The following is a 15,932-nucleotide window of genomic DNA, read 5'->3' on the forward strand; positions in this document are numbered from 1 at the left end:
CCTTGTACGACGGCGACGCGCTCCCCACCGACGATCCCCTCCACCATGATCAACCCGAGGATCCTCCCACGCCATCCGCCAACGTGACAGTGCCTCGCAGGTGGCGTCGAGAGCCGCGTCAGGAAGGTCCTGACTGACTACCAGGGCCATTGCAACGGACACCGGGCGCACCGATTCCGGCAGCAGCTGCCGCCCAGCGCGACCGAGCAGCCCGCACTCGTGCACGACCTCGACGATCGAAGCCTTCTCCGCGAGCGCGGCAAACGCGTGGACTTACGCGGTCAGCTGCTTACTTGCGCCGTGATCAGCGTCCGTCGGTCTGACACCGCAGTCGGACTGGCTGATCTCGGCCCACACCGCATCGAGGGAGAGGCCGAGGACATCGGCGATCACCGCGATGGTTGGGAAGGCAGGGGTGGCTACTCGCCCCGACTCGATCTTCCTGAGTGTCTCCGGCGAGACACGTGCGTCGAGCGCGATCTCGAGCATCGAGCGTTCTCCCCGGGCCCGACGTAGGAGGGCGCCGAGGCGCTGTCCGCGTGCGACCTCTGTGGGAGTGAGCGGCAGTCTGACCATGACCCCCATTCTAGTACCGGTATAGTATGGCCGGTATAGTTATTGGTTCCGTGAGGAAAGCGGCGCATGATCGAGATCCTGAACCCCACCCTGCTGACCCGAGCAAGAGACACAGGCGCCCTGGTCGCAGACATCCTGCATGCACTGAAGAGCCGTAGCACGATCGGCACGAACCTCCTGGACATCGACCGGTGGGCCAAGGCCATGATCACCGAGGCGGGAGCGCAGTCCTGCTACGTCGACTACGCGCCATCCTTCGGACGCGGCCCGTTCGGCCACTACATCTGCACGGCCGTCAACGACGCCGTGCTCCACGGACGGCCCTACGACTACACGCTCGCCGATGGCGATCTGCTCACACTCGACCTTGCCGTCTCCAAACGCGGAGTCGCTGCAGACGCCGCCATCAGCTTCATCGTGGGTGATGCGCAGCCCCCGGAGAGCGTCGCGATGATCAGTGCAACCGAACGTGCACTGGCCGCAGGGATCGCCGCCGCCGGCCCCGGAGCTCGCATCGGCGACATCTCCCATGCCATCGGTACCGTCCTCAGCCAGGCCGGATACGCGATCAACACCGAGTTCGGAGGACATGGCATCGGATCAACGATGCACCAGGACCCGCACATTGCGAACACCGGACGGCCCGGCCGTGGATACAAACTGCGCCCCGGGCTGCTGCTGGCACTGGAGCCATGGGTCATGGCGGACACCGCCAAACTCGTCACCGATGCCGACGGGTGGACGCTCCGAAGCGCGACGGGCTGCCGGACGGCACACACCGAGCACACGATCGCCATTACCGAGGACGGTGCCGAAATCCTCACGTTGCCGAATGTGCGACATCCCGTGTGTTCCCCTGAGCCCCGCTGAGTCCCTGACCTCGTTGCCAAGGAGTTCTTCCTCCTTCGTGTGCTCTGCTGGCTTTTGCCCGGCGCCCGGCCCACCGCCGCAAACGCTGCCCTCACAAGTGAACGAAGCCCTGCTCCGCACCTGGGTCCTCGGCGGCATCATCAACGAGTATCGAGCCCCACAGGGTTACGAACTGGGGAGAATTTGTAAGGTCCCTCTGATTCACTGAGGCACATGGGGATCGGGGCACTCATCACGCAGACGCGACGGCTGGCGGCACACGAGGGGCGGTGGATGGCGAGCCTCGGGCTGTGGGTGGCTCGGCGCTCGCACGGGGTCGGGGACGCGGACATCGCTGTCGGGTACGCGCGTGCTCAGGCGCTGACGGCGTACGGGCTGGTCTTCGTGTTCGTGATCGAGACAGTCGGGGTGTCCTTCATGCTCGCCGCGTATCCGGTCGCCCACCTGGTCATGCTGCTTCTCGACCTCTACACGGTGTTTCTGGTCTTGGGGCTGCACGCCGCCGCCGTCACACGCCCACACGTCGTGGGGCCGAGCGAGCTGCGGGTGCGGCGGGGTGCACGGCTCGATCTGCGGATACCCCTGGAGCGGATCGCGTCCGCCCGTTACGACCTCCGCTTCCCGGACGCGAACAAGTCCGAGGACGGTGTGCTGGACGTGGCCATCGCCTCCCAGACCTCGATCACCATTGAGCTGACCCAACCAGTCATCACCGTAAGCCTGTTGGGGCGGCGCGCGAAGGTTCATACGGTCCGTTGCCACGCCGACGAACCGCAGACCGCCGTCGCGGCGATCAAGAAGCTGCTGCCGATGGACAGCTGACAGGGCCGACACTGTCACGGCGGTCGGCCATGCGGAACTGCGGACCGTGACATGTGACGGGCCGCACGGGTTGGGTGAGTTGTGAAGCTGACCTGGGCCCGTGCGGCCTGTTCCCATCCTGCCCTGTCCGGTGTCTCCCGCGCACATTTCGGTGAGTTGCTCGAAGAGCTCGCGGCTCCGTGGGAGGCAGCGCGCGATTCCGTGCTACGTGATCAGCGTGGCGGCCCCGGCGCCGATCGGTGGGGTCCGGGCGCAAGCCGAAACTGGTCTTCGTCGACCGGTTACTGGTCACCCTCATCCACCTGCGGCACGGGCTGCCGCACGTGGTCCTGGCCGAGTTCTTCAACGTGGACCGCTCCACTGTCTCCGCCGCGATCCGCCAGGTCCGTCCCCTGCTCGCGGCCCGGGGTTTCGCCGTCCCCGACCGTCCCGGCCTGCGGCTGAAGACGTTGGAGGACGTCTTCGCCTATGCCGAGGCCGAGGGGGTCGAGCTGCGGTTGGACGGGGCGGAGACTCAGGTCCGCCGCCCGCAGGCGGGGCGGCCCGGCCGGCGCGCGTTCGTCTCGGGCAAGCGCAGGCAGAACACGATCAAGACGACGACGTTCAGTGACGGCCAGGGCCGCATGCTGTTGTCCGGTGTCGTCCGGCCAGGCCGCATGCATGATCAGACGGCGGTCCGCAGCGAGGGCATCGCCGAGCAGTTCCGCCACCGTCCCGGCGTGAAAGCCGAGGTCGACTCCGGGTATCAAGGGCTGGCCAAGGAGTTTCCCCGCCAAGTGAGCGCCCCGCCGAAGAGTCCGAAGGGCAACGCCTGCAACGGCGACAAGTACGCCTGGCACGAAGCGCGGCGCCGCCAGTCCTCGGCCCGGATCTGCGTCGAGCACACCAACGCCGAACTTCGGCAGTGGGCTCCTCTCCGGCGGTTCACTGGACGCCGTGAAACGTATGCCGACACCCACATCGCAATCGCCTGCCTGGTCTCCGACCGAGCCGCCAAGCGACCCAGCCGCCCCCGGACAAGCACCGAACTGGTCCTCGCCCGCACCATCGCCTGCTGATCAACCACCAGCCGAACACCAGGCCAGCACACCCCAAATTCAATTCCTCCCGAGGTCGTTAGGGGTGGGTCAGTCGGCGAAGCGGCGGACGTAGCGTTTCTGCCAGGGGGTTTCGACGGCGTGGTGGTCGTAGTTCTGGCGCACGAAGTCCACTGCATGACTGGCTGGGACTCCGTCCAGGACAGCGAGGCAAGCCAGGGCTGTGCCGGTGCGGCCGCGGCCGCCGGCGCAGGCGATCTCGACGCGTTCGACAGCGGCACGAGCCCAGGCCTCACCGAGGATGGCTTGGGCCTGGGTGCGGCTGCTTGGCAGCCAGAAGTCCGGCCAGCGCAACCACTGGACTTCCCAGGGTGCCTCGGGAGGCTGCTTGCCGAGCAGATGGACCGCGTAGGCAGGCGTCGGACCGGCCGGGACTGGCCGGCGAAGCCCGCGGCCACGGACCAGACGCCCGGAGGGAAGCCGCAGCACGCCAGGGTCAGTAACGTTCCATGTCTCGGTCACCCCTGCCGGGCCCACTGGTACTCCGAGATCGTGTCGACGAAGAAGCTCTCCTCGTCCTGCGCGGACGGCTGGGCCTCGCGCTGCCGCTGGAGCGTCACCACATCGGCCAAGCCCGTCTCCACCGGCTGCCGAGCAGGGACCGTCTCGGCTGCCGACGGCGGGACGAGCGTCAGGACGCGAGTTTCAGAATCTGTCACGAGGCGGCAGATTACAGCAGCCACACGCAGATGCCACAAGCTGCTCGCAGATTCCTGGAGAGCACGAAGCGGCGTTCGGACAGGCCATTGACCTGCTGATATGCACCAACACTCGCGGACAGCGCCGCGAACCAGAACCGGTCCGTGGGCTTGTAGCGGACCGGTTCCTTCAACTGCTCGCGCAGCACGGGTTCTCGTGTCGCAGCACGAGCAGTTCGGCGTCCTCGGAGGTGTTGCGGCGCAGCAGCACCGCCGGTACGGACAGCGGCTTCCGGGTCACCTTGTACACCGGCGAAACGATCACGCAGAGATGGTGCCAGGGCGCATCCGTCGGGTTGCCGTCCTCGCCTGCAGCGATGACCTACAGGTTCGAGCTGCTGACGGGCAAACAGATACGGCGAGGCGCCCACAAGAACGTCCAGGTCCTGGAGAAGGACATACGCAAATGACTCAAGATCTGGAACGAAGGCCCGAAGCCTTTCGTCTGGACGGAGACCGCGGACGAGATCCTTGAACGCCTCGCCGGATATCTGAACCGAATTCTGGACTCAGGATGCTAGTGCGAGGACACGCCTGCGGCAAGATCCTCTTCTTCGGCGGGGCGGGCCAGGCGGGAGTGTTTGATGCTGTAGCCGAAGTAGATCGCGGCGGCGCCGGCGAGCCAGACGCCGAACATCAGGAACGTGCCGGAGTGGAGGCCGTAGACCAGGTAGAGACAGAAGGCGATGCTGAGGATCGGGGTGAGCGGGTAGCCGGGGACCTTGAAGCCCCGGTTGAGACCGGGCTGGCTGCGACGCAGGATGATCACGCCGGCCGAGACGACGGTGAAGGCGACCAGAGTGCCCAGGCTGGTGAGGTCGGTGAGGGCGTCGAGAGGGACGAACGCCGCGAGGAGTGCGACTCCGACTCCGACCACGACGGTGTTCCAGGCGGGTGTGCCCGTGCGGGGCCACACACGTGCGAAGCGCTGCGGCAGCATGCCGTCGCGGCCCATGGAGAACAGGATGCGCGTCTGGCCGTAGAGCTCGACCAGGGTGACGCTGAAGATGGAGATGATGGCACCTGCGGCAAGCACCAGGGCGGGCCAGCCGTGGCCGGTGACGTCCTGCAGGATCTGGGCGAGTCCGGCCTCCTGGCCGGCGAAACGGTTCGAGGGCTGCGCGGCGACCGCTGCGAGCGCAACACCGATGTAGAGCAGCGTGACCACGGCCAGAGTGATGAGGATCGCCAGCGGCATGGTGCGCCGAGGGTTCTTAGTCTCCTCGCCGGCCGTAGAGACGGCGTCCAGGCCGATGAAAGAGAAGAAGATGCTTGAGGCGGCCATACCCACTCCTGCGACACCGTGCGGGGCGAACGGAGTGAGGTTGCCCGCTCGGAACGCGCTCAGCGCCACAGCGACGAACAGGACCAGAATGGTGATCTTGACGCCGACCATGATCGCGTTGACGCGCGCGGATTCGCTGGCGCCGCGGATCAGCAGGATGCAACACAGCACAACCAGGACGACGGCAGGGAGGTTGAAGTAGCCCCCCGAGCCAGGTGGTGCGGCGAGGGCGTCGGGGATGGTGACACCGAAGGTCAGGTCGAGGAGCTTGTTGAGGTATTCGCCCCAGCTCACGGCAGTGGCGGAAGCGGCGACTCCGTACTCGAGCAGGAGGCAGGCACCGACACCGAAGGCTATGCCTTCGCCCATGGTGGCGTAGGCATAGGAGTACGAGGAACCGGCCACGGGAATGGTGGAAGCCAGCTCGGCGTAACAGATTCCCGTCAGCCCTGCGGTGATGGCGGCGAGAACGAAGGAGATCAGGACGGCGGGGCCGGCCTCGGGAACCGCGGTGTTGAGGACGAAGAAGATGCCGGTGCCGACCGTACAGCTGATGCCGATCGCGGCCACCTGCCACAGTCCGATGGAGCGCCGCAGGTGAATGCCGGATCGCCCGCCGTGCTCGGGAGCGCCGGGAGGCAGCGCGCCTGATTCGCTCTCTGCGATCAGGGTCGCGACGGGCTTTTTGCGCAGCAGTGGGTTGACTGCCTTGGTGGTGCTGTTGCCTTGCATGTGCACCTTCCTTCGAGGGAATTGTGAGCGGTGAACTACATGGATTCCGCGCCGGGTTGAAGCGAGCCTGGCGGTCCTGCTGCGGTGGGACGCGGTAGGCCGGACGTGTAGCGGAGAAGAGAAACAGCAGCGTGAGCCTGAGCGGTGGACGAAGGCCGCCGCGGCGGCGGATCACACCGGGTGGGGCAGGTCGGGGAAAGCCTGGGGAACGCCGCCCGACAGATTGGCGAGCAGAGTCGGCGTACGTGATGGGCCGGGACGTCTCGAAGGAGCCGCGTTCGGCGATGACGATGTCGATGAGTAGGGCGATCGCATTGAGCGGGGGAGGGGGAGGTCCTCGCGACGTACGACCTCGAACGCGGACCACCTCAGGATCATGGCGGCACCGATGCCCACGTCGGCCTGGGCCGGCTCGCGGGTGTCGGGCAGCGGAAAGAGAAGTCGGCAAGTCGATGACCGCTCCGGCCGAGGCTGACGTCAAGTGCGCCAGAGGGAGAGTTCTTCCAGCCATGCCGGGGAGCGTAGGTTCCCAGCCATGTAAGGAAAAGCGAATATTTCCGACAGGTGACTGTTAGCTGAACTTACGCATCGCACTCTCGCCAGCGTGGACACGTAGCCCTCTGCTGCCCTTTCAGTGCGGCCCGTACGGCACTGGCACGGAGAGTTACAGTGGTCGCGCGCCGGGCCGCGGAACGCCTTGGCCTGGGCAGACCGGAAGGTGGCTGGTGTGCTCGATCTGCATCGTCTGATGCTGCTCCGTGAGATCAAGTTCCGCGGAAGCATGAGCGCTGCGGCGCGTAACTTGTCGTACAGCCACTCGGCGGTGTCGCAACAGATGAGCCTCCTGGAGAAGGAGGTGGGCGTCGTCCTTCTGGAGCGGGTGGGCCGTGGGGTCCGGCTTACGGACGCTGCCGAGCAGCTGGTCAGGCACACGGAGTCGGTGCTGGCCATTCTGGAGGAGGCGGAGTCCGACCTCACTGCGGGCCTTGGTGAGATCCGCGGCTCGATCACCATCGCCACCTTCGGAACCGTCGCGCGGGCTGTCATCCCGGAGGCGCTGGCCCGGCTGCGCCAGATGTACCCACAACTGCGCGTGGATTTCGAGCAGTACGAGCCCGAGGAGGGCCTGGCTCGGCTCGCAGGCCGGCGGCTGGACCTGTTGATTGCCGACCACTATCCGGATTCGCCCATGTCAGTGGGTGCGGCGCTGGACACACAACTGATCTATCGGGACCCCGTCGCCGCCTACCTCCCCGCCGGTGCAACCGCCGAGTCCGTTTCCGATCTCGCGCTGTTGCCATGGGTCACGGAGCCCCGCGGCACCGGATCATTCGCGTGGGTGCAACAGACATGTCGCAGCGTGGGATTCGAGCCCGACGTGCGGTATCAGTCCGCGGATGTCCTGTTCCATCTGCGACTTGTGGAAGCGGGCTTGGCGGCGGCCTTCCTGCCCGGCCTGGTCGTCCAGGAATCCGTCGGCGGACTGCAACCCAGTCCACTCTTCCCCAGTACCTATGCACGGGGCATCCACGCCATCTCTCGCGAGGGGAGCCAGAACCGTCCCGCGATCACGGCTTGCAAGGCGGCCATCCGGGACGTCATGGCGACGGTGTGCGGCCCGGAGCGCCTTCCGAGCCCAGACATGTAAGTTGCACTGACAGATCATTGTTCGAAACAGTCGCTTTTTCTTTCATAGGGATGTCTCTACGCTCGCAGTGACGGCCGCTCCTGCGGCCGCCGACCCAGCCACACTTAATCTCCGGCGGGTCGATCGCTCCCTTCAAGAGGCACTCATGTCTGCGACACACCTTCCTCTGGCACGCCGTGCACCGAACCTGGTCGGCTCGGTCATCGATTCCTCCACCTCACTGCTGGCCTCCCAGACGCACGACATCGTGCGGTTCGCCATGGGTGCGCCAAGCGACGACCTGATGCCGGTAGGTGTCTTCAATCAGTACTACGGTGGATCCACGCCCGGAAAGTACACATACGGTGCCACCGACGGAGAGCCGGAACTCGTCGAGCAGGTGCTGGCCCTGACACAGCTGCAGGGCATCGAGACCTCCGCAGATCGCATCACGATCACCACAGGTGGCATGCAGGGCCTGGACCTTGCCTGCAAACTGTTCGTCGATCCGGGCGACCTGGTTGTCGTCGAAGGACCGACCTACACCAACGGCATCGCCACCGCACTCAGTTACGGCGCCGAGGTGCTGGACGCTCCGCTGGACGAGAACGGCCTGGTCGTCGAAGAGCTTCCCGAGCTCATCGCGCGGGCCGGCCGGACGCCCAAGGCGATCTACACCATTCCCACCTTCCAGAACCCTTCCGGAGCCACACTGTCCCGGGCCCGCCGCGAGCAGTTGCTCGAACTGGCCGAGCGTTGGGGATCGGTGATCATCGACGACGATCCCTACGGGCTGCTCCGGTTCGAGGGCGGTCCCGTGCCGAGCTTCACCCAGATCGCGCCGGGCCACCCGCTCGTCTTCTCGGTACGTACCTTCTCCAAAATCCTCGCGCCGGGACTGCGAGTCGGTTGGGTCGATGCGCCCACCGAGTTGCGGCAACTGCTGATCAACGCCAAGCAGGCGATGGACACCTGCACGAATGTTCCGGCGCAGCACCTGGTGGCGAACTTCCTCAAGGACGGCCACCTCGACACGCACCTCCGGTGGGTGAAGGGGCTGTACCAAGAGCGGAAGAACGCCATGCGGGACAGTCTGCGGACTCACTTCGGAAACAGTGTCCGCAGCACCAACCCCGAAGGCGGCTTTTTCCTCTGGCTCGCCTTCGCCGGCGCCTACGCGGACATCCACACACAGAAACTGTTCAAGCCTGCCCTGCATCACGACGTCGCCTACATTCCCGGACCGGCCTTCTCCACGACCGGCGCCTTCAGCGACGCTTTGCGCCTGTGCTTCGCCACCTCTTCGCCAGAGCGCATCAACGAGGGCGTCGTCCGGCTCAAGCGGGCTGCCGACGAGATGCTGGAGGGCATCGCATGAGCACCACTTCTCTCCCGGACCCTTCCGTCGCCGTCGTTACGGGAGCGACCTCAGGGATCGGCGCGGCCACCGCTGAACGACTGCACCAGGACGGCTTCCATGTCGTGGTGACTGGTCGGTCGCAGGAGCGGGGCAAGGCCGTCGCTGCCGAACTGGGCCCGCGTGCCCACTTCCTCGAGGCCGACCTCACGTTGGACGGTGAGCCGGACCGCCTCCTGCGGTACATCGCCGACCACATCGGACGCGTGGACATCGTGGTCAACAACGCTGCACAGGACCACACCGGGGATCTCCTCGACGTCCCCGCCGCTGAGATACGCAGCACGTTCGAGATCAACACCTTCGCCGCGATCGCCGTGTTGCAGGCGGCAGGTCGCCTGATGCGGGACAACGGCGGTGGCTCGATCATCAACATCACGTCCCGGCTGGCTTCCATCGGTGTGCCGACGATGGGCATCTACAGCGCGAGCAAGGGCGCCATCAAGGCCCTGACCACCGCAGCGGCTGTCGAGCTGGCGCCTCACAACATCCGAGTCAACGCCGTGGCGCCCGGCATGACCCGCACGCCGCTGTACGAGACCTGGCTCGCCGCGCAGCCGGACCCGCACGCCACAGCCGCCGGAGTCGTCGACGGCATCCCGCTCGGGCGCCTTGCCAGTCCGGACGACGTCGCTGCCGCAGTCAGCTACCTCGCGTCGCCCGGTGCCGCGTACATCACCGGAACGACGCTGCCCGTCGACGGCGGCTACACCGCACGCTGAGCAACACCAAGCAACCCATCACACTCCTAGCAGGGAGACACCCATGCCCAATGAGACCCCCCCTGTCCTGGACGGACCCGCCCTGTGGAGCGCCCAGGCCCACCTCCCCTCCGTCCTCGGCCGCCAGCTGGTGATCGAACGCGGCGAAGGCTGTTACATCTACACCCGCGACGGCCGCCGCCTGTTCGACGGCACCGCCGGCCTGTGGCACGCCAACGTCGGCCACTCCCGCCCCGAGCTGGCCGAGGCCGCCTACCAGCAGATGCAGCAGCTGGAGACGTACCACATCTTCGGCCGCTACGTGAACGACCGGGCCCTCGAACTGGCCGAGCGTCTGGCCGCGCTCTCGCCGATCGCCGATGCCAAGGTGATCCTCAACAGCGGCGGCTCCGACGCCATCGACGTCGCCTGCAAGCTGGCCCGCCGCCACTGGCAGCGCGAAGGACGCCCGACCAAGACGATCGTCCTCAGCCGCGAGTTCGCCTACCACGGGCTTCACGCCTACGGCACCAGCATCGCGGGCCTGGACTTCAACCGCGCCGGATACGGCAGCGACTCCCTCGTGCCCGAAACCGCGCGTGTGTCCACGTACGACATCGCCGCCGTCGAGCGCACCGTGAACGAGATCGGCGCGGACAACATCGCGGCCTTGGTGGCCGAGCCGATTCAGGGCACGGGCGGCGTCATCCCGCCGGCCCCCGGCTACCTCGAAGGCCTGCAGCGCATCTGCCGCGAGAACGACATCCTCCTCGTCGTCGACGAGGTCATCACCGGCTTCGGTCGCACCGGGCACATGTTCGCCTCCGAGCGCTACCAGCTCAAGCCTGACCTGCTCACCTTCGCCAAGGGTGTGACCAGCGGCTACGCGCCGCTGGGCGGAGTGCTCGTGGCCCCCGAGATCTGGCAGCCGTTCTACCGCGACAACTCCGCGACCCCGATTTTCCGGCACGGTGCCACGTACGCGGGCCACGCCACCGCCAGCGCCGTCGCCCTGCGCAACCTCGACCTGCTGGAGCAGGACAAGCTGCTGCTGCGCGTCAGCGAACTCGAGACGCTCCTGAGCAGCGAACTGACCCGGCTCCAGAGCCACGACGCCGTCACCGACACACGGGTCGCCGGTCTGCTCGGCGGAGTCACGCTGGCCGAGCACCTCAGCGCCGAAGCGATCACGGACCAGCTCATCGAGCGCGGCTTCATCACCCGTCCGCTGCGCGGCAACACCGTCCAGATCAGCCCGCCGTTCACCACCACGGACGACGAGATCAAGCAGCTCGTCGAGGCGCTCTCCGACGTCCTGACCGAGCAGGAAGGCAACTGACCTCCATGACCACTGTTCTGACCGCTGATCAGACCGCGTTGACCGCGTCCGCGAAGGTGCTCGCCCGGCTCAAGCCGGGAGTCGCCGGAGCGCGCGGCAGCCTCACCGTCTACGACCCGTCCGACGGTTCCCCGCTCATCGACGTGCCCGACCACGATGCCGAGCAGGCCATCGACGCAGTGGCCCGGGCCGACGAAGCCGGCCGGGCCTGGGCGGCCACGACGCCCCGACACCGGGCGGACGTTCTGCGCCGCTGGTACGAGCTTCTCGTCACCAACGCCGAGGACATCGCCCTGCTCATCACCCGTGAGATGGGCAAGCCGCTCGCGGAGGCCCACGCCGAGGTGACCTACGGCAGCGACTTCGTCCGCTGGTACGCGGAAGAGGCGGTCCGACCGGCCGGCAACCTGCGCGAGGTGCCGACCGGAGGCGCCCGCCTCTTCACGCGGCGCGCTCCCATCGGGCTGTCCGTGCTGATCACACCGTGGAACTTCCCGCTTGCCATGGCCACGCGCAAAATCGCGCCCGCGCTCGCGGCGGGATGCCCCGCCGTCGTCAAGCCTGCTGCGCTGACCCCGCTCACGACTCTGTTCGCGGTTCAACTGGCCGTTGAGGCCGGTGTCCCCGCCGACCTGGTCCACGTGGTGACCACCAGCGACGCTTCCGGCTTCAGTACCGCTGTGCTGGCGGACCCCCGCGTGCGCAAGGTGTCCTTCACCGGTTCCACGGGCGTCGGCAAGGTGCTGCTGCGGCTGGCCGCCGACAACGTCCTCAAGAGCTCGATGGAACTCGGCGGCAACGCGCCGCTTCTCGTGTTCGACGACGCCGACCTGGACCGTGCCGTGGACGGTGCCGTGGCCGCGAAGCTTCGCAATGGCGGCCAGTCGTGCATCGCCGCCAACCGGATCCTGGTGCAGGACGGAATCGCCGACGCGTTCACCGAAGCCCTGGCCGAGCGCCTTGCCTCCGTGCGCCTGGGCAGTGGGCTGGCGCCTGGAGTCCAGCTCGGTCCCGTCATCGACGACCGCGCGGTCGCCCGGCTCAGCAGGCTCGTCGAAGACGCCACCCAGCGTGGAGCGAAGCTGCTGACGGGCGGGTCCGCACCTCAGGGCCCCGGAACGTTCTTCGAGGCCACGGTCCTGGACGAGGTGCCCGCGGACGCAGACGTGGTGACCACGGAAATCTTCGGACCGATCGCTTCCGTCCAGCGCTTCTCCACCGAGGCCGAGGCCGTCGCCCTGGCGAACGACACCGAGTTCGGCCTGGCCGGATACGTCTTCACCCAGGACCTCGACCGTGCCTTCAACGTGGCCGACCGGTTGGCGACCGGCCTCGTCGGCATCAACCAGGGCGTGCCCTCCAACGCAGCGGCCCCGTTCGGCGGCGTCAAGCAGTCCGGCCTCGGCCGCGAGGGAAGCGGCGAGGGCCTGGAGGAGTACCAGGAGATCCGCTTCTACAACCTCGCGCTCCGGCCGACCAACTGAGACCCATCCACTCGCCACTCCACCGGCGAGTCATTCCGCGAGAAACGAGAAACAAGCATGCGCGTTGGCGTTGTCAAGGAGATCAAGACCAAAGAGGGCCGCGTCGGCCTCACCCCCGCCGGAGCGGCGGTGCTGGCCGCGGATGGCCACGAGGTCCTCGTGGAGCAGGGCGCGGGTGTCGGCGCCGGCTTCGACGACCACCTGTACGAGCAGGCGGGCGCCAAGCTCACCTCGCGGGAAGATACCTGGAACGACAGTGAGCTCCTCGTGAAGGTCAAGGAGCCCATCGCCTCCGAGTACGGCTTCCTTCGCGAGGATCTGACCCTCTTCACCTACCTGCACCTGGCAGCGGACCGCCCGCTGACCGAGGCGCTCCTCGGCGTGGGCACCTTGTCGATCGCCTACGAGACCGTCCAGGACACCACCGGGCTGCCCCTGCTGACCCCCATGAGTGAGATCGCGGGACGACTTGCCGCCCATGCTGCGGCGACCTACCTCACCGCGCCAGAAGGTGGCCCCGGTCTGCTGCTCGGAGGGTCGCCGGGCGTCACGCCTGCCCGCGTCGTGGTGATCGGCGGCGGCGTTGTCGGCACCCAGGCCGCCCTGCTCGCGCTCGGCATGCAGGCAGAGGTCACCATTCTCGACACCTCTGCCCGCCGTATCCGCGAACTCGAGGTGCTCTTCGGCGGACGCGCCCGGGTCGTGGTCTCCGACCCTGAGTCCCTGGCCCGCGAACTCGCCCAGGCCGACGTCGTCATCGGCGCCGTCCTGGTGCCCGGCGGAGCGGCGCCCAAGGTCGTACGCCGCACGGACCTCGGGCTGCTCAAGCCCGACGCTCTGCTCATCGACGTCGCCATCGACCAGGGTGGCGCCTTCGAGTCGTCCCGCCCCACTACCTACGCCGACCCCATTTACATCGAGGAGGGCATCCGGCACTACTGCGTCGCCAACATGCCCGGCGGCGTTCCGCAGACCTCGACCCGCGCCCTGACCAACGCCACGTTCCCCTACCTTCGCCGGCTCGCCGCCGGCCCCGCCGACGCGATCGTCGGCGACCCGGCTCTTGCTCTGGGCGTGAACACCCGAGAAGGAAAACTGACACACCAAGCGGTGGCCCTCGCTTTCGCAGACCTTCCGCAGCAGGACTGACCTGATCCCGGCCCACGAGACGGATCCACCGGTCCACCCAACCCGATTCAAAACCCCGTGCCGCCCGTGGGCCGTGCACGACGGGGCATGCCCGGCTGACCACGGACCCGTAGCCGGACATGCCCCGCCCGATGTTCCGCACCTGTCCAGGCCTTCCATCTCAGGATGATGGAGGCTGGTCCTGGTGGCTGCCGCCCCTGGGCTGGCGGTCCGTGAGGCGTCCGGTTGCATCCTCGTTCGTTCTTCCCAGGAGATCTCAGACAGGGGCTTCACGCGCTCTGCCGGGACGGGGGCCAGAACCGGCCAGTGATCCAGGCGTGCCAGACGGTTGCCGGGTGCTGATCGTTGAAGCCTCTGGTCCCCGCCCCTCCCATGAGCGAAGCGCGGGCGGGCACAGTTCGTCGCCCTCAGCCGTGTGTTCCCTCGTTCTGCATTTCGGTCGGTGGGCTCTGCGCATGTCGGCGACGAGATGAAACCACCACGAGAAGAGTGCATAGAGTGCATGCTGTCCTGGCTGCGACCCCGCCCGTCTTGGCCCTGGTCCTCATTCTGTCCCGGCGCCTTCGCCCGGAAGGTGTGGCGGCGGCCATCCTCGTTCTGTCGGTCGTCGTAGCGGTCACGGCTTTCGGCGCGAGATTTTCTGATTTCGCAGGCGGATATGTGGATATTTCTCCCACTCTGCTGGAAGTGGTGCTCATCCTCTTCGGTGGGACGCTGCTGAACAAGCAGTTGACGGCCGTCGGCGCCTACACGCTTGTCGCGGACTGGATTCAGCGATTCAGTGCCGACCGGTCGCGGTCGGTTCTACTCATTTGTCTCGGAATCACGCCGTTCGCGGAGTCGGTGACGGGATTCGGTATCGGTATCGTCGTGGCGATCCCCCTGCTGCTGGGGCTCGGCTTCACCCGGTTCCAGGCGGCTGCGCTGGGACTGCTGGGGCTCGTGCTCGTGCCATGGGGCGCACTGGCCCCCGGCACTCTGGTGGCATCCGAGCTGACGGGAGTGGGGTTCGACCGGCTGGGCATGGATTCGGCCCTGCTGACGCTGCCGGTCTTGTTGCTGACAGGGCTGGCAGCGTTGCTGATCGGCTGCGGTCGGCGTATGGCGCTGCGCAGACTGCCTGAACTGCTGGTCGTGGCAGGCCTTTTGTGGGCGGGGGTCCTGGCGGCCCAGGCGGTTGCGGGCACATCACTGGCGGGGGCGCTCGGATCGCTGGCCGGTATCGCCGCGGCTGTCGCGCTGATCTGGTTCCGGGACGGCTTTGGGCCCCGACCCAGCCGCGCGATCGGAGTCGTTCTGTCCCCTTACGGCCTGCTGCTGGCCGGCCTGTTGGGCTCACGGCTGCTTCTGGCCGTGTTCGGCGCCCAGGGGCCGGTCCCGACGGTGGTGAGCAGCCCGGCGTTCTGGCTGCTGATGACCTGCGCTGCGGCCCCGTGGCTGCTGGGTGGAAAGGCTCGCGGGAGTGAGCCGGTGGCGGCTGCGGTACGCCAGTGGTGGCCGGTTGCACTGGCCACTGCCCTGTTCCTCCTGGTCGGGGCCACGTTGGCGGCGTCCGGCATGAGTGCGGAACTGGCCCGTACCGCTGCGGGGCTGGGGCGTCCATACGTTGCGCTCGCGCCGTGGATCGGCGCAATGGGTGGCTTCCTGACAGGATCGACCACCGGCGCGAACGCCATGTTCGCCGCCAGCCAGGCAGGGGCCGCGCATTCGCTGGGCTACTCCGTGCCCACTCTGGTCGCCCTGCATAACGTGGCTGGCTCGCTGCTGACGATGGCATCGGTGCCACGCGTCGTGTTTGCCTTGGAACTCACCTCCGCCGGAAGCAGTGCGGCGGGATCCAAGCCGGAACACTCCGAACCCCACCGGCTGCTCCTGACGATCCTGGGCGTTGATGCAGCCGTTCTCATGGTTTTCTCGGTGATCGCTATCGTGGCCTGAACCCACCCGATATGGCATGGGCGAAACTGTCCGGCTCACCTCGAGCCAGAGGGGGCAAAGCGTTCGCGCCCCGGTCTGTCCCGCACTCGTGCACACGAAGAAGGGGGCTTCCCCCTGGATCGTGGACATCGATTCCTATGCGGCCGTGGTCAGCGTAATGGATCTCTGTTCGTAGGCGATCGGACTGATCTGGCCGA

At 67.1% G+C, this 15,932-nt stretch carries 16 protein-coding genes; 10 read left to right on the top strand and 6 right to left on the bottom strand.

Features of this window, described 5'->3' with window-relative positions:
* Positions 1-273: 273 nt before the first annotated feature.
* Positions 274-576 (bottom strand): helix-turn-helix domain-containing protein, encoded by a 303-nt coding sequence (locus ACNPQM_RS40625; protein ID WP_358863503.1) that lies wholly within the window; start codon positions 574-576, stop codon positions 274-276.
* A gap of 66 nt (positions 577-642) precedes the next feature.
* On the opposite strand from ACNPQM_RS40625, the gene map reads away from it, so the two are divergent.
* From map to ACNPQM_RS40640, 3 genes are all read left to right on the top strand, one after another.
* Positions 643-1,446 (top strand): type I methionyl aminopeptidase, encoded by an 804-nt coding sequence (map, locus tag ACNPQM_RS40630; RefSeq protein WP_418087909.1) that lies wholly within the window; start codon positions 643-645, stop codon positions 1,444-1,446.
* 213 nt (positions 1,447-1,659) lie between these two features.
* Positions 1,660-2,268 (top strand): hypothetical protein, encoded by a 609-nt coding sequence (locus tag ACNPQM_RS40635; RefSeq protein WP_418087910.1) that lies wholly within the window; start codon positions 1,660-1,662, stop codon positions 2,266-2,268.
* A 239-nt stretch (positions 2,269-2,507) separates the two neighbouring features.
* A complete protein-coding gene (locus ACNPQM_RS40640; RefSeq protein WP_418087911.1) occupies positions 2,508-3,326 on the top strand; it encodes a transposase family protein in 819 nt (272 codons plus the stop codon).
* Positions 3,327-3,395: 69 nt separating this feature from the next.
* On the opposite strand, the gene ACNPQM_RS40645 is transcribed toward ACNPQM_RS40640, so the two are convergent.
* The 5 genes from ACNPQM_RS40645 to ACNPQM_RS40665 form a co-directional block, all read right to left on the bottom strand.
* Positions 3,396-3,827 (bottom strand): protein-tyrosine phosphatase family protein, encoded by a 432-nt coding sequence (locus tag ACNPQM_RS40645; protein ID WP_358863409.1) that lies wholly within the window; start codon positions 3,825-3,827, stop codon positions 3,396-3,398.
* Positions 3,824-4,024 carry a hypothetical protein gene (locus ACNPQM_RS40650; RefSeq protein ID WP_358863408.1) on the bottom strand — a complete coding sequence of 67 codons (201 nt, stop codon included), beginning with the start codon at positions 4,022-4,024 and terminating at the stop codon, positions 3,824-3,826. The genes ACNPQM_RS40645 and ACNPQM_RS40650 overlap by 4 nt, the downstream gene beginning before the upstream one ends.
* Positions 4,025-4,035: 11 nt before the next feature.
* The gene (locus ACNPQM_RS40655; protein ID WP_358863407.1) at positions 4,036-4,212 is read right to left on the bottom strand and encodes a hypothetical protein; all 177 of its coding nucleotides are present in this window, start codon (positions 4,210-4,212) and stop codon (positions 4,036-4,038) included.
* Positions 4,194-4,328 (bottom strand): hypothetical protein, encoded by a 135-nt coding sequence (locus ACNPQM_RS40660; RefSeq protein ID WP_418087912.1) that lies wholly within the window; start codon positions 4,326-4,328, stop codon positions 4,194-4,196. Before ACNPQM_RS40660 ends, ACNPQM_RS40655 begins: the two co-directional genes overlap by 19 nt.
* A gap of 252 nt (positions 4,329-4,580) precedes the next feature.
* On the bottom strand, positions 4,581-6,080 hold the full coding sequence (locus tag ACNPQM_RS40665; protein WP_384048965.1) for an APC family permease: 1,500 nt from the start codon (positions 6,078-6,080) through the stop codon (positions 4,581-4,583).
* Positions 6,081-6,807: 727 nt separating this feature from the next.
* Here ACNPQM_RS40665 and ACNPQM_RS40670 point away from each other — a divergent pair.
* The 7 genes from ACNPQM_RS40670 to ACNPQM_RS40700 all read left to right on the top strand — a co-directional run bounded on the left by ACNPQM_RS40670 (position 6,808) and on the right by ACNPQM_RS40700 (position 15,735).
* Positions 6,808-7,728: a LysR family transcriptional regulator gene (locus tag ACNPQM_RS40670; protein ID WP_418087913.1), complete on the top strand. Its 921-nt coding sequence runs from the start codon at positions 6,808-6,810 to the stop codon at positions 7,726-7,728.
* A gap of 145 nt (positions 7,729-7,873) precedes the next feature.
* Positions 7,874-9,085 (top strand): PLP-dependent aminotransferase family protein, encoded by a 1,212-nt coding sequence (locus tag ACNPQM_RS40675; RefSeq protein WP_418087914.1) that lies wholly within the window; start codon positions 7,874-7,876, stop codon positions 9,083-9,085.
* Positions 9,082-9,846 (top strand): SDR family NAD(P)-dependent oxidoreductase, encoded by a 765-nt coding sequence (locus ACNPQM_RS40680; protein WP_418087915.1) that lies wholly within the window; start codon positions 9,082-9,084, stop codon positions 9,844-9,846. The genes ACNPQM_RS40675 and ACNPQM_RS40680 overlap by 4 nt, the downstream gene beginning before the upstream one ends.
* A 43-nt stretch (positions 9,847-9,889) precedes the next feature.
* On the top strand, positions 9,890-11,164 hold the full coding sequence (locus ACNPQM_RS40685) for an aspartate aminotransferase family protein (protein ID WP_418087916.1): 1,275 nt from the start codon (positions 9,890-9,892) through the stop codon (positions 11,162-11,164).
* Between the two features lie 5 nt (positions 11,165-11,169).
* Positions 11,170-12,648: an NAD-dependent succinate-semialdehyde dehydrogenase gene (locus tag ACNPQM_RS40690; RefSeq protein ID WP_418087917.1), complete on the top strand. Its 1,479-nt coding sequence runs from the start codon at positions 11,170-11,172 to the stop codon at positions 12,646-12,648.
* A 57-nt stretch (positions 12,649-12,705) separates the two neighbouring features.
* Positions 12,706-13,797, top strand: a complete 1,092-nt coding sequence (ald, locus tag ACNPQM_RS40695) for an alanine dehydrogenase (RefSeq protein ID WP_418087918.1) — start codon at positions 12,706-12,708, stop codon at positions 13,795-13,797.
* 372 nt (positions 13,798-14,169) lie between these two features.
* Positions 14,170-15,735: an L-lactate permease gene (locus ACNPQM_RS40700; RefSeq protein WP_418087919.1), complete on the top strand. Its 1,566-nt coding sequence runs from the start codon at positions 14,170-14,172 to the stop codon at positions 15,733-15,735.
* The last annotated feature ends 197 nt before the right edge of the window (positions 15,736-15,932 follow it).

Origin of the sequence: Streptomyces sp. NPDC056231 (genome assembly GCF_048270745.1) — a bacterium.
In the GTDB taxonomy this organism is placed as follows: domain Bacteria; phylum Actinomycetota; class Actinomycetes; order Streptomycetales; family Streptomycetaceae; genus Streptomyces.